22 protein-coding genes are annotated in these 23,535 nt (G+C 61.6%); 19 read left to right on the plus strand and 3 right to left on the minus strand.

The genetic code is table 11. The annotated features are described in order from the left end of the window. Positions 1–197: 197 nt before the first annotated feature. The 19 genes from BM151_RS10190 (at position 198) to BM151_RS10280 (ending at position 21,051) form a co-directional block, all read left to right on the plus strand. Positions 198–1,622: an MFS transporter gene (locus tag BM151_RS10190; protein ID WP_090060597.1), complete on the plus strand. Its 1,425-nt coding sequence runs from the start codon at positions 198–200 to the stop codon at positions 1,620–1,622. 65 nt (positions 1,623–1,687) lie between these two features. Further along, entirely contained in the window at positions 1,688–3,085 is a 1,398-nt protein-coding gene (locus BM151_RS10195) for a NarK family nitrate/nitrite MFS transporter (RefSeq protein WP_090060598.1), read from the plus strand. A 63-nt stretch (positions 3,086–3,148) separates the two neighbouring features. Continuing rightward, positions 3,149–6,883, plus strand: a complete 3,735-nt coding sequence (locus BM151_RS10200) for a nitrate reductase subunit alpha (protein WP_090060600.1) — start codon at positions 3,149–3,151, stop codon at positions 6,881–6,883. Then, positions 6,880–8,406, plus strand: coding sequence for a nitrate reductase subunit beta (gene narH / locus BM151_RS10205; RefSeq protein ID WP_090060602.1), 1,527 nt, complete (start codon positions 6,880–6,882; stop codon positions 8,404–8,406). Before BM151_RS10200 ends, narH begins: the two co-directional genes overlap by 4 nt. 23 nt (positions 8,407–8,429) lie before the next feature. After that, a complete protein-coding gene (gene narJ / locus BM151_RS10210; RefSeq protein ID WP_090060604.1) occupies positions 8,430–9,134 on the plus strand; it encodes a nitrate reductase molybdenum cofactor assembly chaperone in 705 nt (234 codons plus the stop codon). 11 nt (positions 9,135–9,145) lie between these two features. Next, positions 9,146–9,856, plus strand: a complete 711-nt coding sequence (gene narI / locus BM151_RS10215) for a respiratory nitrate reductase subunit gamma (RefSeq protein WP_090060605.1) — start codon at positions 9,146–9,148, stop codon at positions 9,854–9,856. A gap of 5 nt (positions 9,857–9,861) precedes the next feature. Then, positions 9,862–10,677, plus strand: a complete 816-nt coding sequence (locus BM151_RS10220; RefSeq protein ID WP_090060607.1) for a peptidylprolyl isomerase — start codon at positions 9,862–9,864, stop codon at positions 10,675–10,677. Further along, entirely contained in the window at positions 10,674–11,231 is a 558-nt protein-coding gene (locus BM151_RS10225; RefSeq protein ID WP_090060608.1) for a hemerythrin domain-containing protein, read from the plus strand. The genes BM151_RS10220 and BM151_RS10225 overlap by 4 nt, the downstream gene beginning before the upstream one ends. Before the next feature lie 23 nt (positions 11,232–11,254). Continuing rightward, complete coding sequence (locus BM151_RS10230; RefSeq protein ID WP_090060609.1) at positions 11,255–12,541, plus strand: molybdopterin molybdotransferase MoeA; 1,287 nt, start codon at positions 11,255–11,257, stop codon at positions 12,539–12,541. A gap of 12 nt (positions 12,542–12,553) precedes the next feature. Then, positions 12,554–13,090 (plus strand): DUF2478 domain-containing protein, encoded by a 537-nt coding sequence (locus BM151_RS10235; RefSeq protein ID WP_090060610.1) that lies wholly within the window; start codon positions 12,554–12,556, stop codon positions 13,088–13,090. A gap of 306 nt (positions 13,091–13,396) precedes the next feature. Then, the gene (gene cobA / locus BM151_RS10240) at positions 13,397–14,212 is read left to right on the plus strand and encodes a uroporphyrinogen-III C-methyltransferase (protein ID WP_090060611.1); all 816 of its coding nucleotides are present in this window, start codon (positions 13,397–13,399) and stop codon (positions 14,210–14,212) included. Beyond that, entirely contained in the window at positions 14,205–14,528 is a 324-nt protein-coding gene (locus tag BM151_RS10245; RefSeq protein WP_090060612.1) for a c-type cytochrome, read from the plus strand. The genes cobA and BM151_RS10245 overlap by 8 nt, the downstream gene beginning before the upstream one ends. Further along, positions 14,525–15,676, plus strand: coding sequence for a cytochrome D1 domain-containing protein (locus BM151_RS10250; RefSeq protein ID WP_090060613.1), 1,152 nt, complete (start codon positions 14,525–14,527; stop codon positions 15,674–15,676). Before BM151_RS10245 ends, BM151_RS10250 begins: the two co-directional genes overlap by 4 nt. A 3-nt stretch (positions 15,677–15,679) precedes the next feature. Then, a complete protein-coding gene (ahbB, locus tag BM151_RS10255) occupies positions 15,680–16,669 on the plus strand; it encodes a siroheme decarboxylase subunit beta (protein ID WP_090060614.1) in 990 nt (329 codons plus the stop codon). Position 16,670: 1 nt separating this feature from the next. Further along, the gene (locus BM151_RS10260; RefSeq protein ID WP_090060615.1) at positions 16,671–17,144 is read left to right on the plus strand and encodes an Lrp/AsnC family transcriptional regulator; all 474 of its coding nucleotides are present in this window, start codon (positions 16,671–16,673) and stop codon (positions 17,142–17,144) included. Beyond that, positions 17,141–17,626 carry a siroheme decarboxylase subunit beta gene (gene ahbB, locus BM151_RS10265; protein ID WP_090060616.1) on the plus strand — a complete coding sequence of 162 codons (486 nt, stop codon included), beginning with the start codon at positions 17,141–17,143 and terminating at the stop codon, positions 17,624–17,626. The genes BM151_RS10260 and ahbB (BM151_RS10265) overlap by 4 nt, the downstream gene beginning before the upstream one ends. A gap of 3 nt (positions 17,627–17,629) precedes the next feature. Next, entirely contained in the window at positions 17,630–18,847 is a 1,218-nt protein-coding gene (gene nirJ, locus BM151_RS10270; RefSeq protein WP_090060617.1) for a heme d1 biosynthesis radical SAM protein NirJ, read from the plus strand. Further along, entirely contained in the window at positions 18,822–20,342 is a 1,521-nt protein-coding gene (locus tag BM151_RS10275; protein ID WP_090060618.1) for a nitrite reductase, read from the plus strand. The genes nirJ and BM151_RS10275 overlap by 26 nt, the downstream gene beginning before the upstream one ends. Position 20,343: 1 nt before the next feature. Further along, the gene (locus BM151_RS10280) at positions 20,344–21,051 is read left to right on the plus strand and encodes a sirohydrochlorin chelatase (protein ID WP_090060619.1); all 708 of its coding nucleotides are present in this window, start codon (positions 20,344–20,346) and stop codon (positions 21,049–21,051) included. On the opposite strand, the gene ubiV is transcribed toward BM151_RS10280, so the two are convergent. The 3 genes from ubiV to ubiT form a co-directional block, all read right to left on the minus strand. Then, the gene (gene ubiV / locus BM151_RS10285; protein ID WP_090060620.1) at positions 21,046–21,945 is read right to left on the minus strand and encodes a ubiquinone anaerobic biosynthesis protein UbiV; all 900 of its coding nucleotides are present in this window, start codon (positions 21,943–21,945) and stop codon (positions 21,046–21,048) included. The two genes, BM151_RS10280 and ubiV, sit on opposite strands and share 6 nt — an antisense overlap. Before the next feature lie 61 nt (positions 21,946–22,006). Next, the gene (gene ubiU, locus BM151_RS10290) at positions 22,007–22,984 is read right to left on the minus strand and encodes a ubiquinone anaerobic biosynthesis protein UbiU (protein ID WP_090060766.1); all 978 of its coding nucleotides are present in this window, start codon (positions 22,982–22,984) and stop codon (positions 22,007–22,009) included. Next, the gene (ubiT, locus tag BM151_RS10295) at positions 22,984–23,520 is read right to left on the minus strand and encodes a ubiquinone anaerobic biosynthesis accessory factor UbiT (RefSeq protein WP_090060621.1); all 537 of its coding nucleotides are present in this window, start codon (positions 23,518–23,520) and stop codon (positions 22,984–22,986) included. Before ubiT ends, ubiU begins: the two co-directional genes overlap by 1 nt. Between the last annotated feature and the right edge of the window lie 15 nt (positions 23,521–23,535).

The raw sequence follows: 23,535 nt of genomic DNA on the forward strand, positions 1-23,535 counted from the left end.
AAGCACAAGAGACATCAGGTGCAATTCGACTGCATAAACATGCCATCCACGCCCATGACAAATTTATGTAAGTCATTTATATATCAAGATTTTCTGCATTTCGTGATATAGATCAAGTCCCAATTCGCCCCTTCCGTTCTTTTGTCGGCCAAGCCCTCTCCGGGCGTTTCGTCACTCTGCCAATTAGGGGAACAACGATGGAGCTCGAAAACAAGGCCACCGCATTGTGGTCCAACTTTCTGAACGTCAAAATGCCACAGATCAGAACCTTCCACATGACGTGGTTCGCGTTCTTTTCCTGTTTTTTCGCGTGGTTCGGTATCGCGCCGTTGATGAGCGTCGTGCGTGATGAATTGATGCTGACCAAGGATCAGATCGGCTGGGCCATCATCGGCTCCGTGTCGATCACGATTTTTGCCCGCCTGTTCATTGGCTGGCTCTGCGACAGAATCGGGCCGAGGAAGGCCTACACCTGGTTGTTGGTGATCGGCTCCCTTCCGGTGATGGGAATCGGGCTAAGCTGGAACTTCGAAAGCTTTCTGCTGTTCCGCGTCTTGATCGGTGGCATCGGCGCATCCTTTGTGATCACCCAATACCATACAACGGTTATGTTCGCCCCCAACGTCGTCGGCCAGGCAAATGCGACATCCGCCGGATGGGGTAACCTCGGCGGTGGCGTGACGCAATTCGTGATGCCTCTGCTGTTCTCGGTCTTCGTTGTCGGCTTCGGCTTTTCCGAGGCGGTTGGCTGGCGCCTGTCCATGGTCGTCGTCGGCGTCATCATTCTGTTGATCGGTATCGCTTATTTCTTCCTGACCCAGGATGCGCCGGACGGCAACTTCGACGATTTGCGGGCGCAAAACCGGATGCCCGAAAAGAAAAAGGTCACCGGGAACTACATGAACGCCCTCAAAGACCCGCGGGTCTGGGTGCTCTTCGTCATCTATGGCTCCTGCTTCGGTATCGAACTGACCGTGAACAACGTCGCCGCACTCTATTTTGCGGATTACTTCGATCTCTCGCTCGTCGCTGCCGGGTTCGTCGCCGCCTCCTTTGGCCTGATGAACCTGTTTGCCCGCACCCTGGGTGGGGTTTTCGGTGACAATTTCGGGGCGCTCTGGGGCTTGAAAGGGCGCAGCTTCTGGCTGTTCATCTGTCTGCTCTTCGAAGGCATCGCCCTGATCATCTTCAGCCAGATGCAGGTGCTCTTTCTCGCCCTGCCTTCGCTGATCGTCTTCTCGTTGTTCACCCAGATGGCCGAAGGTGCCACCTATTCCGTCGTTCCCTTCATCAACAAGAAAGCGCTCGGCGCCGTGGCCGGTGTCGTGGGCGCCGGCGGCAATGCCGGCGCGGTTCTGGCCGGGTTCCTCTTCAAGAATATGATCGACTGGTCCGAAGCATTCCAGGTGCTCGGTATCGTGGTCGCGTGCGCCTCCTTCCTCGCCTTCTTTGTGCGGTTCTCGACCCGCCAGGAAGACGAGGAGCGCGCCGCCTTTGCGATCGCGAATATCGAGACTTTGCGCCGTCGCGCGGAAAAGGCGAATGCCGCGCTCGAACATGGCCTGAACGCGCTTGAAGCGCGCCGGCCCCAGGCGGCGCAAGACGGACAACCCGCGGAATAAACCAACCTGCGCCCCGCCGCGCGGGGCGCGCATAACAATCCCAACGCCAAGTGGAGGAGAACCCAATGGCGATTGCTCAAACACATCCCGAAAACCACGGTCACACGCTGATCGACTGGCGTCCGGAAGACGATAAATTCTGGACCGAGACCGGCAAATCCATCGCAACCCGCAACCTGTGGATTTCCATTCCCAACCTGCTCCTCGCCTTCTCGGTGTGGATGGTCTGGTCGGTGGTCGTGGCAAAACTGCCGGCAATCGGTTTCGATTATTCCACCGGCCAGCTGTTCTGGCTGGCCGCCCTGCCCGGCCTGTCCGGCGCAACACTGCGCATCTTCTACAGTTTCATGATCCCGATCTTCGGGGGCCGAAAATGGACCGCATTGTCGACCGCATCGCTGCTTCTGCCGGCGCTCGGGATCGGGTTTTCCGTGCAGAACCCGGACACGCCCTACATGGTCTTCCTGCTTCTGGCGCTGATGTGCGGCTTCGGCGGCGGCAACTTCGCCTCCTCGATGGCCAATATCGCGTATTTTTATCCGAAGAAAACCAAAGGCAATGCTTTGGCGCTCAATGCCGGTCTCGGCAACCTTGGCGTCTCCGTCATGCAATTTGTCGTTCCGATGGTCATCACCGCAGGCGTGTTTGGCGCCATCGGCGGCGAGCCCGTCACATTGGCGGATGACAGCCAGCTCTGGATTCAGAACGCGGGCTTCATCTGGGTGCCCTTCATCGCCGTAAGCGCGATCGCAGCCTGGTTCGGCATGAACGATATCGCCGATGCCAAGGCCTCGTTCAAGGAGCAGTCCATCATCTTCTCGCGTCGGCATAACTGGATCATGTGCATTCTCTACACCGGCACCTTCGGCAGCTTCATCGGCTACTCCGCCGGCTTCCCGCTGTTGATGAAAACTCAGTTCCCGGACGTCAACGTGCTGTCCTACGCCTTCCTCGGTCCGCTCGTGGGCGCGCTGTCCCGCGCCGGAACCGGCTGGATCTCCGACCGTTTCGGTGGCGGCCGGGTCACTTTCTGGACTTTCCTCGGCATGATCATCGCCGTGTGGGGCGTGCTGCAGTTCCTGCCGTCCGAAGCCGCACCTGCGGGCAATTTCTGGGGGTTCTTCGCCTGTTTCATGGCGCTCTTCTTCCTGACCGGTGTCGGCAATGCCTCGACCTTCCAGATGATCCCCTCGATCATGCGTCAGGAAATCCCGCGCCTGATGCCAGGCCTCGACGATGCCGCGACGCTCAAGCAATCCGAGCGCGAAAGTGCAGCCATCATCGCCTTCACCAGTGCGATCGCAGCCTATGGTGCCTTCTTTATCCCGAAAGCCTACGGCACCTCGATTGGCATGACCGGGGCGCCGAACGGTGCGCTCTGGGCCTTTCTGATCTTCTACGTTCTCTGCGTCGTGATCACCTGGATCTTCTACAGCCGCAAGAACGCGCCTGTCCCCTGCTGACCCAACAACGGGGTCACGCACGCCCCTGTGCGTGGCCCCCTGCCATCCCCAAGGAGAGCCGAAATGAGCAACCTGCTTGATAGACTGAATTTTTTTCAGCCCAAGGAGCTGGAAAGCTTCGCCGATGGCCACGGACAGGTCACGCGCGAAAACCGGGACTGGGAAGACACCTACAGGAATCGCTGGCGCCACGACAAGATCGTGCGTTCGACCCATGGCGTGAACTGTACCGGGTCCTGTTCCTGGAAAATCTATGTGAAATCCGGGATCGTGACCTGGGAAACCCAACAAACGGATTATCCGCGCACACGGCCCGATCTTCCGAACCACGAACCGCGCGGCTGCGCCCGTGGCGCGTCCTACAGCTGGTATCTCTATTCCGCCAACCGGGTGAAGAACCCGCTGATCCGCGGCAAGCTCATGAAGGTCTGGCGCAAGATGCGCGAGACCATGGGCCCGATCGAGGCCTGGACCGCCATTCAAAGCGACCCGATCCTGCGCCAGGGCTATGTCGAGACCCGCGGCAAGGGCGGTTTCGTGCGGGCGAGCTGGGATGAAGCCACGGAAATCGTCACCGCAGCCAATGCCTATACGACCAAGACCTATGGTCCGGACCGGATTTTCGGCTTCTCCCCGATCCCGGCCATGTCGATGATCTCTTATGCGGCCGGCACCCGCTACCTGTCGCTTCTGGGCGGGACCTGTATGTCCTTCTACGATTGGTATTGCGATCTTCCGCCGGCCTCGCCGATGACCTGGGGCGAACAGACGGACGTGCCGGAATCTGCCGACTGGTACAATTCCAATTATCTCCTGCTCTGGGGCTCGAACGTGCCACAGACCCGGACCCCGGACGCTCATTTCTACACGGAGGTGCGCTACAAAGGCGCCAAATCCGCCGTGATCTGTCCCGACTATTCCGAGGCGGCGAAATTTGGCGATGTCTGGTTGAACGCGAAACAGGGCACCGACGCGGCACTCGCCATGGCCTTTGGTCATGTCATCCTGCGCGAATTTCACCTCGATCGTCAGGCCCCTTATTTCGAGGAATACTGCCGCAAATACTCCGACTTCCCCATGCTCGTGAAACTCGAGAAAAAAGATGGGAAACTCATCCCCGGACGGTTCCTGCGCGCCGACGATCTCGACGGCAAGCTCGGCGAAGACAACAATCCGGAATGGAAAACCGTCGCGATCGACGAGGCTTCAGGCGGCCTCGTCGCTCCCAATGGCTCGATCGGGTATCGTTGGGGAGAACAGGGCGAATGGAACCTCGAGGAAAAGGCTGCCGGGGCAGAGACCAAACTTAAGATGACCCTGGTCGTCGAGGGCGACCATGACGATGTGGTCGGCGTGGATTTCCCTTACTTCGGCGCCGATGCGACCGAGGCTTTCTCCACTGGGGACAAGCGCCCGAATGTCTTGACCAGGAACCTTCCGGTAAAACGGCTCAAGACCGCAGAGGGCGAAGTGGCGGTGGCCACCGTCTTCGATCTGTTCTGTGCCAATTATGGGCTGGATCGTGGTCTGGGCGGCGAATGGGTGACGCAGGATTTCGACGAGGACATCCCCGGCACTCCGGCCTGGGCCGAAAAGATCACCGGTGTCGATCGTGCCAAGATCGTGCATGTGGCCCGTGAATTCGCCCAAAATGCGGAACAGACCAATGGTCGTTCGATGGTGATCATCGGGGCGGGCATGAACCATTGGTACCATATGGATATGAACTACCGTGGCATCATCAACATGCTGGTGATGTGCGGCTGTGTCGGCCAATCCGGCGGTGGCTGGGCCCATTACGTCGGACAGGAAAAACTGCGCCCCCAGACCGGCTGGCTGCCGGTGGCCTTCGCGCTCGATTGGGGACGCCCGCCGCGGCACATGAATTCGACCTCGGCCTGGTATGCACACACCGATCAATGGCGCTACGAGACCCTCACGGCGGGCGAAATCCTGTCTCCCACCGCTCCGGAAGGAGATTGGGACGCGGGTATGATCGATTACAACATCCGCGCAGAGCGCATGGGCTGGCTGCCCTCCGCACCGCAACTCAAGACCAACCCGCTCGAGGTGGCGAAAGCCGCCAAGGAAGCCGGTCAGGAGGTTGCGCCCTATATCGCGGAACAGTTGAAATCAGGCGCGCTCGAAATGTCGTGCGAAGATCCGGATGCACCGGAAAACTGGCCGCGAAACCTCTTCGTATGGCGTTCGAACCTGTTGGGATCGTCGGGCAAGGGTCATGAATATTTCCTCAAACACCTGCTGGGCACGGACAATGGCGTGATTGGCAAGGATATGGGCGAGGAAGGCAAGCAATTGCCGAAGGAAGCCAAGTGGCACGATGAAGCGCCGCGCGGCAAGCTCGACCTGTTGGTGACGATCGATTTCCGCATGTCGACCACCTGCGTCTATTCCGACATCGTGCTGCCGACCGCATCTTGGTATGAAAAAGACGATCTCAACACCTCGGACATGCACCCGTTCATCCACCCGCTTCAGGCGGCGGTGGACCCGGCTTATGAATCGAAATCCGATTGGGAGATCTTCAAATCCCTCGCCAAGAAATTCCAGGAGATAGCCCCCGGATATCTCGGTCAGGAAACCGATGTGGTGGCGTTGCCGATCCTGCACGATACCCCGGCGGAGATCGCCCAAGACCAGGTCAAGGATTGGAAAAAAGGGGAATGCGATCTGATCCCCGGCAAGACGGCGCCGAACTATATCGCCGTGGAACGGGACTATACCGCGATCTACGACCGGTTCACGGCGCTTGGCCCGCTCATGGACAAGCTCGGCAACGGGGGCAAGGGAATCGCCTGGAACACCGAGGACGAAGTGCGGGCGCTGAAGGATCTCAATGGCGAACGTCTCGACGGCTCTGCCAAGGGGCGCCCGATCATCGACACCGCAATCGACGCCGCCGAGGCAGTCCTGATGATGGCACCGGAAACCAACGGGGAAGTGGCGGTGAAAGCCTGGCAAGCTCTTGAAAAGGCCACGGGACGCGAACATGCGCACCTGGCCGAGGGCGAGCATCACAACAAGATCCGCTTCCGCGACATCGCCGCACAGCCGCGCAAGATCATCTCCTCGCCGACCTGGTCGGGGATCGAGAGCGAACATGTGAGCTACAACGCCGGCTACACCAATGTGCATGAGCTGATCCCCTGGCGCACCCTCACCGGCCGTCAGCAACTGTATCAGGATCACCTGTGGATGCGGGCTTTCGGCGAGAGCTTCATGTCCTACCGCCCGCCGGTGGATCTCAAGACCGTCACGGCAGAGATCAACAGCGAGAACGGTGCGCCGCATGTCGTGTTGAACTTCATCACGCCACACCAGAAATGGGGCATCCATTCGACCTATACCGACAACCTGATGATGCTCACGCTCAATCGCGGCGGTCCGGTGATCTGGATTTCCGAGAATGACGCGAAAACCGCGGGCATCGTCGATAACGACTGGGTGGAACTGTACAACGCCAACGGGGCGCTGACGGCCCGCGCGGTGGTGTCGCAACGCATGAAGGACGGCACGACCTTCATGTATCACGCGCAGGAGAAAATCGTGAACACGCCGGGTTCCGAGAAAACCGGTCTCCGCGGCGGCATTCACAACTCGGTCACCCGCGCCGTGCTCAAACCCACGCATATGATCGGCGGCTATGCCCAGCAATCCTACGGCTTCAACTACTACGGCACCGTGGGGTCGAACCGCGATGAGTTCGTCATCGTACGCAAGATGAACAAGGTCGACTGGCTCGACGACGAAGCCACCCCGAAGGAGGCAGCAGAATGAAAATACGTGCTCAAATCGGCATGGTGTTGAACCTCGACAAATGCATCGGGTGCCACACCTGCTCCGTCACCTGCAAGAACGTATGGACCAGCCGCGACGGCGTCGAATACGCATGGTTCAACAATGTCGAGACCAAACCCGGCACCGGCTACCCGACCGATTGGGAAAACCAATCGCGCTGGAACGGTGGCTGGACCCGGACGAAATCGGGCAAGCTGCAACCGAAGCAGGGCGCCAAATGGCGGATCCTGGCCAATATCTTCGGCAACCCGGATCTTCCTGAGATCGATGACTATTACGAACCGTTCGACTTCGACTACGACCACCTGAAATCGGCACCGGAGGGCAAGGCCTTCCCGACCGCCCGTCCGCGCTCCAAAATCACTGGTGAACGGATCGAAAAGATCGAAAAAGGCCCGAACTGGGAAGAAATCCTCGGCGGCGAATTCGAGAAACGGTCGCAGGACTACAATTTCGAGGGCATTCAGAAACAGATCTACGGGGAATACGAGAACACCTTCATGATGTATCTCCCCCGGCTGTGCGAACATTGCCTGAACCCGGCCTGTGCCGCCTCCTGCCCGTCTGGGGCGATCTACAAACGCGAGGAGGACGGGATCGTCCTGATCGATCAGGAAAAATGCCGCGGCTGGCGGATGTGCGTGTCTGGCTGCCCCTATAAAAAGGTCTATTACAACTGGTCCACCGGCAAATCAGAGAAATGCACGCTGTGCTATCCCCGGATCGAGAGCGGCAACCCGACCGTGTGCTCGGAAACCTGTGTCGGGCGCATCCGCTACCTCGGCGTGATGCTCTATGACGCCGACAAGATCGAAGAGGCGGCGAATGCGGCCGAGGAGATGGATCTCTATGACGCCCAACTTGGCGTTTTCCTCGACCCCAATGACCCCGAAGTCATCAAGGAGGCGCTCAAGCAAGGCATTCCCCAGGATTGGCTGAAGGCCGCAAAGGAAAGCCCGATCTGGAAGATGGCGATGGAATGGAAAGTCGCCTTCCCGCTTCATCCCGAATACAGGACCTTGCCGATGGTCTGGTATATCCCGCCGCTCTCCCCGATCCAGAACGCCGCCGAGGCGGGTGCGATCGGCACAGATGGTGCCATGCCGGACGTGAAAAACCTGCGAATTCCGCTCCGCTACCTCGCCAATATGCTCACCGCTGGCGACGAGGCCCCGGTCGCGCAGGCGCTCGAACGGATGTTGGCCATGCGTGCCTACATGCGCTCGAAAAGCGTTGAAGGCGTGGTCGATGAAGGCTTGGCGGCACGCGTGGGCCTGTCCGGGCGCATGATTGAGGACATGTACAAGATCATGGCCTTGGCCGATTACGAAGATCGGTTCGTCATTCCGACGACCCATCGCGAACAGGTCGAAGAGGCTTATGATCTGCGTGGCGGCTGCGGCTTCACCGACGGCAACGGCTGTTCCACAGGGATGTCGAAAGGCTCCCTGTTCGGCGGCGCCAAGAAACCCCTGAAAATGCCAGAGGAGGTCCGAGGATGACACGCCACCCCGAGACGCCCCCAATGGATCGTACGCTCAAATCTCTATCGCTGCTGCTGAGCTATCCGACCCGGGAGCTGCAGAAAACGATGCCAGAGATCGGCGGTGTCCTCGCCTCCGAAACCCGGCTCACGGCGGCCGCGCGGCGCGCCCTGCGCCCACTGATCGAAGAGCTCGGCAGCCGGAACATCTTCGATCTTGAAGAGCAATATGTCATGCTTTTCGATCGCTCTCGCACCCTCTCGCTGAACCTGTTCGAACATGTCCACGGCGAAAGTCGCGACCGGGGCGGAGCGATGGTATCGCTGATGGAAACCTACCGTGAGGGCGGGTTCGAGCCTGCCACCACGGAATTGCCGGACCATTTGCCGGTGCTGCTGGAATTCCTGTCGACCCGTCCGTTCGGCGAGACCAAGGATATTCTGGCAGATGCGGCTCATATCTTCGAGGCGCTGAACGCTCGGCTGGTCCGCCGCGAGAGCCCCTATGGTGCCGTATTCGCGGCGCTCATGCAGATCGCCGGCACCAACCCGGACAGAGAGGCCGTCGCGGAGCTCCTGGAACAACCGGAAGTCGATCCGGACGATCTCGAAGCGCTCGACGCCGTCTGGGAAGAGAGCGAAGTCCGATTTGGTCCCGACCCGAACGCCGGATGCCCGCAGGTGCGCGATATGCTGTCGCGCATGGATCAACCCGTAACACCCGCGCCGCAGGCGCAGGCCAATTGAGGGAGGCCGCCATGCACAACTTCTTCTTCGGAATATACCCCTATATCGCGCTCGGCGTCGGGATCATGGGAAGCATCGCCCGCTATGAACGCGATCCTTTCACCTGGAAATCTTCATCGTCGCAACTGTTGCGCCGCAAGCAGCTGGTGATCGGATCGGTCCTGTTCCATGTCGGGGTTCTGTTCATTTTCCTCGGACATCTGTTCGGCCTTCTGGTTCCGCACCAGATCTATGAGGCCATCGGCATCCATGCCGAGGCCAAGCAACTGCTCGCCGCCGTCGCCGGTGGCATTGCCGGTGTCGCGGCCATCGCCGGCGGGATCATGTTGGCGCAACGCCGCCTGTCCGACCCACGCATCCGCGCCACCTCCAGCTTCTGGGATACGACCATCCTGCTCATGCTGATCGCCCAGCTCGCACTCGGACTGATCAGCGTTCCCTATTCGATCGCCACCGCCGAACATGGCGAGGTGATCAAGTTCATGGAATGGGCCCAGGGCGTGTTCATCTTCCAGCCCGATGTGGCCGAACACATCATCGATGTCCCGCTGATCTACAAGTTGCACATCGTGCTCGGACTGACGATATTCCTCGTCTTTCCCTTCACCCGGCTGGTTCACATCCTTTCGGGCTTTGCTGCCCCGTTCCGCTATTTCTTCACCCGGACGGGCTATCAGATCGTGCGGTCGCGCCGTCAGGCTCCACGCAATCCGGCGGAGTAACGGAGATGAACACCACGCTTTTTCCAGATCTGGTCGTCAATGGCGAAACCGTGCCCCATCATCTGATTGCGGCAGAGGCCCAGAACCACGAGGCGCCGAAAGGAAAACCCGGCATAGCCTGGCGCAAGGCCGCGAAGGCCATCACAATGCGCACCCTGATGTTGCAGGAGGCACAGCGGCGTGGGATCACGACCCTGCCCGAAGAGATCGGCCCCGGTCGTTTCGAAACCGACGAGGAGGCCCTGATCAGGGGCCTTCTCGAACAGGCCGTCGAGGTTGCGCCCCCCGGCGATGCCGAAATCCGTGCCGAATGGGCGCGCGATCCGGCACGTTTCAAGGCGCCGCCGCTCTGGGAGGTGTCCCACATCCTCTGTGCCTGCGATCCGCGCGACGAAGAGGCCCGCAACCACGCCGAAAGGCGCGCAGGCGAGCTCACACGCGAGGCATTGGCCACCCCGAAACATTTTGCCCGTCTGGCCAGCGAACATAGCGACTGCGGATCGAAATCATCGGGCGGCGCCCTCGGACAGCTCGGCCCGGGCGATACGGTGCCCGAATTCGAGGCCGTCTTACGTGTGCTGGCAGAGGGAGAGATCACGACGGAGCCGGTTCTGAGCCGCCATGGCTGGCATGTCATTCGGATGGACGCCTGTGCCGCCGGATCCGAACTGCCTTACGAGGCTGTCAGAGAGCAGATCGCGCAGGCGTTGGAAAAAGCCGCCTGGACAAAAGCCGCAAAAGCCTTTGCGCAAACCCTCGTCGCCAGCGCCGAAATCTCGGGCGTAGATATGGATGGGACGTTAGAGGAGGAATATCCATGAAATCCGTGATTTCGAATACGCGCCGCGGCAATCCCGGGGATGATGCCACCAAGCTGGAATTGCTGGAAGAGCCGCTGGAGTTCATCAAGGAAGACCATATGCACATGCGTGCCGTGTGCGATCAGATCGACCATATCGCCGATACGCCGCTTCCCAAGAAGATCGAAATTTCGAACGTCTTACGCGCCCTGTCCAATGAAGTTCCGCTTTTGGTCAAGGACGAGGAGGAGGACCTCGCCGCGCTCATCCTGGCGCGCTGCACCCCGGACGACGAGATTGAGGTCACACTGGAGCGTCTTCACCGGGAGCATCTGATCTTGTCGGAACAATTGCCCGCGATACGCAGGACATTGGAGGTGCTGCATGATGCCCATCGCCGTGCGACAGAGCAGGAGCGAACAGAACTGCGGGCATTTTCCCATCAGTTGCGCCAGCACATCATCGTAGAAAACGCCCTGCTCCTGCCCTTCGCAAAGGCGCGATTGACCGAAGACGACCTCACCACGTTGCGAAACAAAATGATCACCCGTCGAATTCAGACGATGGTGCGTTGAGAACACTCAGGCCCGGCTATCCAATGATCCCAACACAAAAGTTCGAGAGCCTCGGATGTGGTTGTGACACATCCGAGGACCCCAATGGTCTACCGAGCATCGATACCGCGCTTGAACGGATTGCATCCTTGTGCGGCCGGCCGATCGCGGGGACCGAAACCCTCCCGCTCGGCCAAGCGCATGGGCGTGTTCTCGCTGAGGCGATACATGCACAGGGCGCCACACCACCGTTCGATGCCTCCGCGATGGACGGATATGCGCTCTCCTCGAAAAGCCTGACCGGACAGGGACCGTGGCATCTGAACATCGTCGACGAGGTAACGGCGGGAAGCCTCGGCGAGGGAAAGTCGCTGAGCCCCGGCGAGGCCAGTCGGATCTTTACCGGCGCCCCCCTGCCCCACGGAGCCGATACGGTGGTGATGCAGGAACGGATCGAACGGCAAGGCGACCGGTTCCGCCTCGATTTCAGGCCGCTGGTCGGGGAAAACGTACGCAAGCGAGGCGAGGACATGTCCCCCGGCGACATCATCCTTTCTCCCGGCAAAAGACTCGGTCCGCGCGAGATCGCGGCCCTGGCGGCCGCCGGGGCAGATGAGGTTATCGTCCGCAGGAAACTCCGCGTCGCGCTGATTGTCACGGGCAATGAAATTCGCGAACCCGGCACGACCCTGGCTGCTGCGGAAATCCGCGACGTCAACACGCCGATGCTGCAATCGGCTCTGACCGATGCGCGCATTTCGCTGATTGCATGCCACAGAACCGGCGATGATCCGGACAAATTGCGCCGCCTCCTCGACGAAATGGCGGATGCTTCGGATCTCATCGTCACCACCGGCGGCATTTCGGTCGGCGACAAGGACCATGTGAAACCGGCTATGCTCGAACTTGGCGCCGATCTCTGGTTCAGCGGCGTCGCGATCAAACCGGGAAAGCCGGTGACGCTCGGCAAACTCCGCCAGTCGATCTGGCTCGGCCTGCCCGGTAATCCGGTATCCGCGCTGACCACATGGACCCTGTTCGGGCAAGCGCTCCTGGCACATTTATGCACAGAGGAGACGCCAAACCACCGCAAACGACATGTCGTCACGAGCGCCTCGCTGCGCTGCCACGCCAGCCGCTGCGAACTGCGCCCGGCCCGGCTTGTCGGTTTCGACGGTGCCGGACGGGAACTGGTCACCTTTGACAGCGCAACGCATTCCGCGCGCGTCGCGGGCCTGCCGCAGGCCGATGGCTTCATCTTCATCCCCTCGGGACAAGACGCCCTACCCGCCGGAGCGGTGGTGGAATTCTTACCCTTTTGCGAGAACTGAAAGGCTACAAACATGAAAATCGCCTACACGATGGCGCCGGGCCGCGGCGATATGGACGGCCTGCTGATTCAGGTTGCGAACAGACTGATGTCGCGCGGTTTCCGGCCTGCGGGCACGGTTCAGATTAATACCGACCGTCCCGGAGGCGGCCCGTGCGACATGGACATCAAGGTCCTGCCCCTGGGCCCGATCCTGCGCATTTCTCAACATCGCGGCGCCCACGCCCGAGGATGCCGGCTTGATCCGAATGCCCTGGAGACGGCAGTGGCGCAGGTCTCCACCGACATCGCCACTGAAGAGCTCAGCCACGTCCCGGACTGTCTCATCGTGAACAAATTCGGCAAACACGAAGCGGAAGGCCGCGGCTTTCGCCCGGTTATCGCAGATGCCCTGATGCGGGAGATCCCCGTGCTCGTAGGGGTCAACAGCCTGAACCTCGAAGCCTTTCAGACATTTTCCGGTGGCCTGGCCGTTGAGGTCCCCGCCACTGTCGCTTCCATGCTCGAGTGGTTCGATCACAGTCTGTCCTGTGTCGAGACTACCGGCTGAAACTACCGGACCGCGATCTGGCCCGACAGAGGCCCGATCGATTGCTCCACCCTCGTCTTTCTTAACGAAAGTCAAGGCGATGACATCGCAAATCGGATCAGGTTTTCCCAGTCTCACCCACTGGATGGTGTTCGGAATTCCGAGCTGATCGGGCCGATCCATCGACATGATATCCCGCTCCCGATCGCAAGATGGCGAGCACTCTGCCCCGCCGCACGCGATCCGGCGGACGGATCGGATATCGGTCATCGCGCTTCGAGCCTCCATGCGTGCGACTTTGAAACCAAGTCGTAGCGGGACCGCGATATGAAATTCGAGCCAGTGCAAGACCAGCCAATTCCCCCTTCGCCGCATGGCAAGGTCATCCTTGTCGGGGCCGGACCCGGCGACCCGGATCTGTTGACGATCAAGGCGTTGAACGCCATTCGGAGCGCGGATGTCATCGTGTTCGACCGTCTGGTCAGCCCGGAGATCATGGCGCTGGTGCCACGCGGCACCCGGCGCATCGATGTCGGCAAAGCCCCGAAATGCCATCGCGTACCGCAAGACGAGATCAATCGCCTCCTCCTGAGCGAGGCACGGCAAGGCCACTGTGTGGTCCGCCTCAAAGGCGGCGACCCGCTGATTTTCGGACGCGGTTCGGAAGAGGCCGCGGACCTGCGTGCAGCGGCGATTGAGGTGAGCTATGTCCCCGGCATCACCTCGGCCCAGGGCGCGGCCTGTTCCTCCGGCGTGCCATTGACCCATCGCGGTCTGGCGACGGGGGTGCGCTATGTCACCGGACATCGTGCCCGAGACGCGCATCTGGATCTCGACTGGGCCAGCCTCGCCAACGTCGACACCACGCTCGTCGTCTATATGGGGGCGATGAATGTTGCCGAGATCGCCAGCCGTCTCATCGCCCATGGCATGCCCGGCCCGCTGCCGGTAATGGCCATCGCATCCGCCACGACACCGCGTGAGGCACGGCTGATCTCTTCCCTGCAAAACATTGCGATCGATCTCGAAAACAAGCCGCTCGACGGCCCCGTGCTCTTCGTCATCGGCCATGTCGTCTCGCTTCACCCGGACCACGCCGCCTCTCTCGCCAACATGCAACCCAGACCGACCGCCGATGCCTGACCGTTTCCTGCTTCTCTTCTGTCTTGCCCTGCCCGGCGCCGGTTTTGCGGAGCCGCTGGTCGACACCGGACGGGCGGCCGAGCTCGAGCATATGGTGATCCAGGATTGCGGGTCCTGCCACGGGCTGACCCTGAAAGGCGGGCTGGGCAGCCCGCTCACCCGCGCGGCGGTCGACGGGGTTCCGCCCGAGGTCCTCTCTTCGATCATCCTCGACGGTGTCCCGGAGACGGCCATGCCGCCATGGCGCCCGATCCTGACCGAAAACGAGGCGCTCTGGATCGCCGAATTTCTTTTGAACAGGGAAGACGACCAATGAAACATTTCCTCCTGGCAACCGCGCTCGCGCTCCTGCCCGGGCTTGCCCTCGCCGAGGGCCCCTGCTGCGCAACGGGCGATCTCGGGCTGATCGTGGAGCGCGCCACCGGCTCCGCACTCGTGGTCGATCGCTCGGACCATGCCGCCATCGGTCGCGTCGAAGGGCTCGGCGACATGTCGCATGCGTCGATGACCTACAGCCCCGATGAGCATTACGCCTATGTGTTCGGACGCGACGGCGGGCTCACCAAGATCGACATGCTGACCCAAAAGATCGTCGCCCGGACCATCCAGGCCGGCAATTCGATCGGCGGCGCGATTTCGGATGATGGCGAACTGGTCGCCGTCTCCAATTACACACCGGGTGGCGTCAAGGTCTTCGACGCGGAAACGCTCGAGCTGGTTGCCGATGTGCCCGCCGACGGCAAGACCATCGGCCTGGCCGACCTGCCCGGTCGCCGCTTCATCTGGACCGTCTGGGACACCGGCGAAGCCTTTCTGGGCGATTTCTCCGGCCCGGAACCGATGATCACCAATCTCGGTGTCGTCGGCAAGAACCCGTTCGATGCCGTCGTCACCGATGATGCCCATACCTATCTGATCGGGTTGTTCGGCGAGAAAGGCGTCACCGCCATCGATCTGTGGCAGACCCCGCCCGCCCCGCAACGATTCCTCGAAAACTACGGCAAGGATCACGAGGACATGCCGGTCTATAAAATGCCGCACCTTCAGGGCTGGGCCTTCACCGAGGGGCAGTTCGTCCTGCCCGCGGTCGGGCAATATGCGCTTTTGTGGGTGGATCGTGAGACGCTCGAGGAAACCGGTCGCACCGAGATGCACGGCCAGCCGGTCTTCGTCATCTCGCAGCCCGCCTCCCCCTATGTCTGGGTCAATTTTGCCACCCCGCGCAATGGCGTGGTACAGGTGGTCGACAGTCGCACCCATGAGATCGTCAAGACCCTGGAACCGGGCAAAGCCGTGCTGCACATGGAGTTTGCGCCACGCGGGGCCGAGGTCTGGGTCTCGGTCCGCGATGAGGACAAGATCGTCGTCTACGACACCAGGAGCTTTGAGAAAAAGGCCGAAATCCCGGCCCAGGCACCATCCGGGATCTTTTTCACCGCGCGCGCGCATCAGCCGGGATTGTGACCCATGTTGTCCCGTCTCCCACCACTCGATCAATCCCTCCTGAACAGCTTCCAACGCGACTTCCCGCTTCATCTGCGCCCCTTCGCCTGGATCGCGGCACAATGCGGCAGCAGCGAAGCGGAGGTCCTCACCCGTCTCAGGGCCATGCAGGCCGAGGGGCGCATTGCCCGGGTCGGCGCGACGGTGCGTCCGAACACCGCCGGTGCCTCGACCCTCGCCGCCATGCGTATTCCGGAAGAACGGCTCGAAGAGGTCGCCAACCGCATCTCGGAAGAACCCGGCGTGAACCATTCCTATCTGCGCGAGCATGAGTTCAACCTCTGGTTCGTCCTGACGGCGCCGAATACCGCTGAGCTCGAGCAGACGCTGCACCAGATCCGCACGGACACCGGGATCGATGTGCTTGATCTGCGTCTGGTGCGCCCGTTCAACATTGATCTCGGGTTTGCCCTCGATGGTGCCTATCACAACACTCCGCGACAGGCGGACCCGGATGTCTCGATCCTGCAACCGACCGACCGCCCGCTGCTTGAGGCGCTGTCACGCGGTCTCGACCTGACATCACGCCCGTTTGCTGCATTGGCTCAGGCCCTCAACCGATCCGAGACAGAGGTGATCGCACGGATCGGCACCCTGCATGAGGCCGGTATCCTGACCCGGATCGGGATCATCGTGCGCCACCGCTCCATCGGCTGGTCCTCGAATGCAATGGTGGTCTGGAATGTCCCCGAGGACCGGATGATCGCGGCCGGGACCGCGCTTGCCGCCTGTCCGGGCATCACCCTGTGCTATCAGCGGCGCAGCATTCCCGGCACCTGGGAGTATGGCCTCTATTCCATGATCCACGCCCGCAGCCGGGACGAGGCGCTCGCGCTCCTGTCGCGCGCCGCCGCCCTCCCGGAACTGGCGGGATGCGCCCATGAACCGCTGTTCTCGGTGCGCTGTTACAAGCAGACCGGTGCGCGCTTTGCCAAGAATTCGAAGGTGGCCTGAGATGCGACGCGAGCCTCTTCCCCATGACGCCCTCGACACTGCCGACCGCACATTGATCAACATGTTGCAGGATGGTCTGCCGATCACCTCCCGTCCGTTTGCCGGCATTGCCGCCGAACTCGGCCTGACCGAAGCTGCCGTTCTCCTGCGCATCGCGCGTTTGCGAGACATCGGCGCGATCACGCGTTTCGGTCCGTTTCTCGATGCCGCGGCCATGGGCGGCGCCTTTTGCCTCTGCGCCATGGACGTGCCGGAGCCTCGTTTTGACGCGGTCGTGACTTTGGTCAATGCCCACCCGGAGGTGGCGCATAATTATCAACGCATCCACCGCTTGAACATGTGGTTCGTTCTGGCCTGCGATCGGCCGGAAGGGATCGGACAAGTGGCGGATCGGATCGAAGCGGAGACGGGACTGCCGGTTCTGCGCTTTCCGAAACTCAAGGAATTTTTCATCGGCTTCAAGGTGACAGCATGACCCTCGACGCGACAGACCGCAGACTGCTGAGTGCGACCCAGGCCGGTTTGCCGCTCTCGCCCAGACCTTTCGCCGAGATCGCTCGTGAGATCGGGGTGAGCGAAGACGAAGTCCTCAGACGTTTCGCGCGTCTGCAGGAAACCGGCGTCGTCCGACGCATCGGCGTCGCCCCCAATCACTATGCGCTCGGCATGACCGCGAATGGCATGAGCGTCTGGGATGTCGATGACGACATGGCGGATGTGCTCGGCGCACAAATCGGTGCCCTGGCCTTCGTCAGCCATTGCTACCTGCGCCCGCGCGCCCTGCCGGACTGGCCCTACAACCTGTTTGCGATGCTGCATGGCTCCGAGCGCAGCGACGTGGAAGCGCATCGGCTCGAAGTGCTGTCGCTCCTCGGAGCAGCCTGCCGCAGTCACGACATTCTCTATTCCTCACGCATCCTGAAAAAGACCGGCATGCGTCTCAAAACGGGAGCCTGACCCATGTTTCGCCTCACCCAATACATGCGCGAGCTTGTCGCCCCGACCCCCGTGCGGACCCGCCGCGGTACGGGCGGCGTCAAACCCGTGGTCATCTGGAACCTGACGCGGCGCTGCAATCTGCGCTGTCGCCATTGCTACACCACATCGGCCGATGTGCAGTTTCCATGGGAGCTCAGCTCTGAGCAAGCGCAGGGCGTCCTCGACGATCTGAACAGCTTCGGTCTCCCTGCCCTGATCCTGTCGGGAGGCGAGCCCCTGTCACGTGCCGATTTCTTCGATCTCGCCGGCTACGCCCGACAGTTGAATTTCCGGCACTTGGCCCTGTCCACCAATGGCACCAAGATCAACCGGGAACAGGCCGACAGGGTCGCCGATCTGAACTTTGACTATGTCGGGATCTCGATCGACGGGCTCAAGGATTTCAACGACTGGTTCCGGGGTGGCGAAGGCGCATTCGATCAGGCCATGGCCGGCGTGCGCGCCTGCAAGAAACGCGACATCAAGGTCGGTCTGCGCTTCACCATCACGGAACAGAACGCCCATATGCTCGACGACATGCTGGCGCTCTGCGACAGCGAGGGGGTCGACAAATTCTATCTCTCGCATCTGGTCTATGCCGGGCGCGGCGACAAGAACCGCGGCGAAGACACCGAACATCTCCGGGCCCGCAACGCGCTGGACAGGCTGATCGAACGCGCCTGGGAGGATGTGTCGAACCATCGCCCGCTCGAGATCGTCACCGGCAATAACGACACGGATGCGGTCTATTTCCTGCATTGGGTGCGTCGGAACTTCGGCGCGGATCAGGCCGCACATGTCGAACATCATCTCGAAGCCTGGGGTGGCAATTCCTCCGGCCTCGGCGTCGCCAATATCGACCCGGTCGGGGACGTGCATCCCGACACTTACTGGTCCGCCTACAAGATCGGCAATGTCAAGGAAACGCCATTCACCGAGCTGTGGACCGGCGACGACCGGATGCTCGCCACGCTGCGACAGCGCCCCCGGCCGCTGAAAGGCCGCTGTGGCGATTGTGCCTTCAAACATGTGTGCGGCGGCAACACCCGGATCCGGGCCCTTCAGGTCTCCGGCGATCCCTGGGCCGAAGATCCCGCCTGTTACATGTCCAACGTAGAACTCGGTATCGCGGATGCCGAGCGTCTCACCGTCACCCCGTTCAGAGGCAAGAGCCATGACCCCGCCTATCGCTTTTTCTGATGTGTTTCGAACAGGGCGGCGCGCCGGCATCCTCGGCGCCACACTGGCCTTGCTCGCCAGCCCCGCCCTCGCCGACCCCGATGGCGCAGAGATCTACATGGACCTCTGCGCCTCCTGCCACGCCGAAAGCCGATTGGGCGGCACCGGCCCGGCGCTGATCCCCGAAACCATCGGGCGTTTGCGCGGCAACGCTTTGGGCGAGACCATCACCAATGGTCGGGTGGCCACCCAGATGCCCGCCTTTCGCGACACTTTGAGCGCTGCGGAAATCGACGCCGTGGCGTCCTATGTCAAATCTGCCCTGCCCGACATCCCGCGCTGGACCGCCGATGAGATCGAGGCGACGCGGGCCCTGTCGCCCGACTACACGCCCGTCGCAGCCCCGGTCTTCTCAGCCGATCCGATGAACATCACGCTTGTGGTGGAGACCGGCGACCACCATGTCAGCGTGCTCGACGGCGATACATTCGAGGTGCTCGACCGCTTTGCCACGCCCTTTGCCGTGCATGGCGGCCCGAAATTCAGCCCCGACGGCCATTATGTCTTCGTCATGTCCCGCGATGGCTGGGTCCAGAAATATGACATCTGGGCCTTGCAGGAGGTCGGGCGCGTGCGCGCAGGTGTCAACAGCCGCAACATCGCAATGAGTTCGGATGGCAAATGGCTGGCGGTCGCCAATTACCTGCCACATACCCTGACGCTCCTGTCCACCAAAGACCTGAGCGTGGCCGAGGTCCTGCCGATCGACACCGTGAGCGGCGGCAGCAGCCGGGTCTCCGCCGTCTATCAGGCGCCACAACGTGCAAGCTTCATTCTCGCGCTCAAGGATTCGCCGGAAATCTGGGAGGTCTTCACCAAACCCGAAGCCCTGTTCGAACACCGCCGGATCGACGTCAGCGCCCCGCTTGACGACTTTTTCTTTACCCCGGACTACGCCCATCTCATCGGCGCCAATCGCGGGGCGGAAACCGGTGTCGTCGTCAGCCTCGACGCAGGTCGCGAGATTGCCGATCTGCCGCTGCCGGGCATGCCGCATCTGGGCTCCGGGATCAGCTTCATGTCCGGCGGCAAACGCGTCATGGCCACGCCGCATCTGAGCGAAGGCGTGCTCAGCGTGATAGACATGGACAGCTGGACCATCACCAGGGAAATCAAGACTGCGGGACCCGGGTTCTTTCTGCGCAGCCATGAGAACACGCCCTATCTCTGGGCCGATGTGTTCTTCGGGCCCAACAAGGACAAGATGCATATCATCGACAAGGAAAGCCTCGAGATCGTCAAGACGCTCGATCCGGCGCCCGGGAAAACCGTCGCGCATATCGAGTTCACCCGCGACGGGAAATATGCGCTCGTGTCGATCTGGGAGGATGACGGCGCGGTCATCGTCTATGACGCCGAGACCCTCGAGGAGGTGCGCCGCCTGCCGATGAAGAAACCTTCGGGCAAATACAATGTCTGGAACAAGATCACCTTTTCCGATGGGACCAGTCACTGACATGACAGCTCAAAGCGTTCTGATCGTCACCCATGGCAGTCCCTCGGACCCGGAGCCGCAGGAGATGGCAGTCAACGCACTGGCCCGGCAGGTCGCGCAGAAGCGGCCGGATCTCACCGTCGCGGGCGCCACGCTGGCCGCTCCCGGGCAGTTCGAGGCGAGAGTAGCACAGCTGGGCCGCCCGCAGATCTTTCCCTTTTTCATGTCCGACGGGCATTTCATCCAGCATATTCTGGCCAAACGGGCCGCCCCGTTCGATCTGCGAATTCTGCCCCCTTTCGGGGTCTCACCGGAACTGCCCGGTCTGGTTGCCACCCGACTGTCCCGGGTTCTCGCCGCAAAAGGCTGGCGCAGCGCCGAGACCGGCCTGCTCATCGCGGCACATGGCGGTCAGACCTCGGCGCGCAATGCCACGACCACCCGCGATCTGATGCAACGGGTCGGGGCACAAATCGAATTTCGCGAAATCCGCGTGGGCTTTGTCGAAGAACCCCCTTTCCTGAACGACGTGGCAAAGGAAATGGGCCAGGCCATCTGCCTGACGTTCTTCGCCCAGCGCGCCGGACACGTTCTCGAGGATCTTTCCGCCGCCTTCAAATGCAGCGGGTTCTCGGGGCTGATCCTGCCGCCCTTCATCGAATGGCCGGAAACCCCGGATATGATCGCGACGATCCTCGACGCTCACCCGGGCGAGTCAGACAGGCTATGAGGCTTCGGCGGACCATTCCGCCCCGAAGGCCCCGGTCAGAAACCCGTCGGACAGATCCATCGCCGGATCAAAAGCCTCGAGTTTGCTCACCAGATCCTGCCCGGAAATCTTGCCGGAGAGACGATCGGCATAGCCCGACACCAAGCTGTCGAATGCTCCGATCTGCGGCGACAGCCGGATCGCGGAGACTCCCGCCTCTTGCAATGCCGTGATCTGCATCGCCACCGTCGCGGTGCTGTGGCTCAGGGTCTGCACGCCGTTGACGACGAGGAATTTCTGATCGTCGAGCGTTTCCACCTCCCGACCGTCCGGGTCTTCGCCGCAGACGAACTGGCAATTGTCCTTGGCCCGGTCGTGCAGCCGTGCATGATAGCATCGTCCGGAGATCGCCAGCGGCAGCCGGCCATGGCCCCAAACCTCGACCGCGACACCGAGCTCGTCGCCAACCCTGCAAAGCGCCGCCACCGCCTCGATCGGCAATTCCGGCGGCAGACAGACCCGCGTGGCCCCGCGCCGCGCCAAAAACCGCAGGGCGCTGTCATTATAGACATTGACCAGCGGCCCCACCCAGAATTCCCGATCTTGGGGCAGCTTCTGCAAGGCCGAAAGATCGTTGATCTCGATCGGCAGCCCCATGTCCATCAGATCCGCCGTGAGCTTGCGTTCGCGCTTGAGCGTGATCAAGCCGAGGCTGGTCAGCGCGACCTCCTTACCCGCAGCCAAAAGCGCCTCGACGGCCTGCGGAATCTCCGCCTGCCAGAAGGGTAGTCGCTTCGAACAAACGACCTCTCCCAGAACGACACGTGTCGCGTCACTCTCAGCCAGCGCAGCATAAAAGGCGCGCTGCTGTTCTGCCTGCCAAAAAAACTGGTTCGGTCCAATGGTCAGATCCATCCGCCGTTCTCCTGCTCTCGTCCTGCTATTTTCCTCGGTTGCCACCGCCGATCGTCGCGGCCTATCGCCAGGTCTTGGCATAGGCGCCGGTGGTCGCGGCCTGACCCTCGGTCAGTTTGGCAAGCGCCGATTTCGGCAAGGGTTGACCGGCCGCCTGGGCCTCCACCGCGCCCCGAAAGGCCCGCACCACCTGTGCGACATAGGCCCGCGAGCGTTGCCGCCCCTCGATCTTCAGCGCCGTCACCCCGGCCTTGGCCAGTTGCGGGATCAGCTCCGTCGCGTCCAGGCTCACCGGATCTTCAAAGATATGGCCGGTCTGCGCCCCGGAGGTGAAACAGCCCTTGCACAGGGTCGGGTAAGGCGCCGGGGCGTCTTTGGGCCGACGATGGATCGTGTAGCCCCCGAGCCGCGCCGCCAGCTCGCCGCCCTCCTCGGCATAGACCACATGGCTCGCGGGCGAACAGACACCGTTCATATTGGGCGATTTGCCTGTCGCATAGGAGGACAGCGAACAGCGCCCCTCGGCCATGACACAGAGCCCGCCGAAGACGAACACCTCGGTCTCGACATCGATTTCCGAATTGATCGCCGCGATTTCCGCCACGGTCAGCACCCGCGGCAGCACGACACGACGCACGCCAAAGGTCTCGGCATAGAAATTGATCGCATCCGGATTGGCCGCGGCGGCCTGAACCGACAGGTGCCGGCGCAGCGCCGGGTGATGCTCCGCGGCATAGTCCAGAAGTCCGAGATCGGCGAGGATCACCGCATCGGCCCCGGCCTGTTCCGCGTCCCGCACGGCCGCATGCCAAAGCGCCTCGGCACCCGCGCGCGGGAACGTGTTGATCGCGACCAGCACTTTCGCGCCATGGACATGGGCAAACTGCACCGCCTCTGCCAGATCCTCGCGCGAAAAATTCAGCCCCGGAAAATTGCGGGCATTGGTTTCATCGGCAAAGCCGCAATAGACCGTATGAGCACCGGCCTTTACCGCCGCACGCAACGCCGCCGGGGTGCCTGCGGGACAGACAAGTTCCATCATATGAGCTCTCCAAAAGGATCGGTGCGGTGCAGATGCAGCCCGGTGAACCGCTCGGCGCGGGCACAGGCCTCTCGCATGGCAGAGGCAAACGGCCCTGAAAGCGCGGCCAGTTCCTCGGTCAGGTCCAACTCGGCATCATCCATCGCGTTGCGCAGGGCCAGAGCGGCAGAGGTATCGCCCTCCACGGTCAGATCACGCGAGAAGAACAGCGCATCGCCATCTTCGGCCCCGTGCATCATCGCCAGAAAATGCGACAGCGGCCCGGCCAGCCGCACGTCGTGCTCCGGGGCCGCACCACGCCGATGCGCGCTCATCCGCCCGGGCGCAGGGCAGAGCAGAAGCACATAGGGCAAATCGGTAATGTCGATCAGAAACCTGCGCCCGGCATAGTCTCCGAGACGCCTCAACATATCGGGGTGATCCTTGATCATCCGTGTCGTGACGCTCTGAAGAAACCGGCTCAGGGGCAGAAGCGGCAAAGGTCTCAGCGCCATTCCTACCGGGCGGGGAATGCGCGGGGCATCGCTGGGCATGTGGGCTCCTCATGG

Origin of the sequence: Celeribacter neptunius, from assembly GCF_900113955.1 — a bacterium.
GTDB lineage: Bacteria > Pseudomonadota > Alphaproteobacteria > Rhodobacterales > Rhodobacteraceae > Celeribacter > Celeribacter neptunius.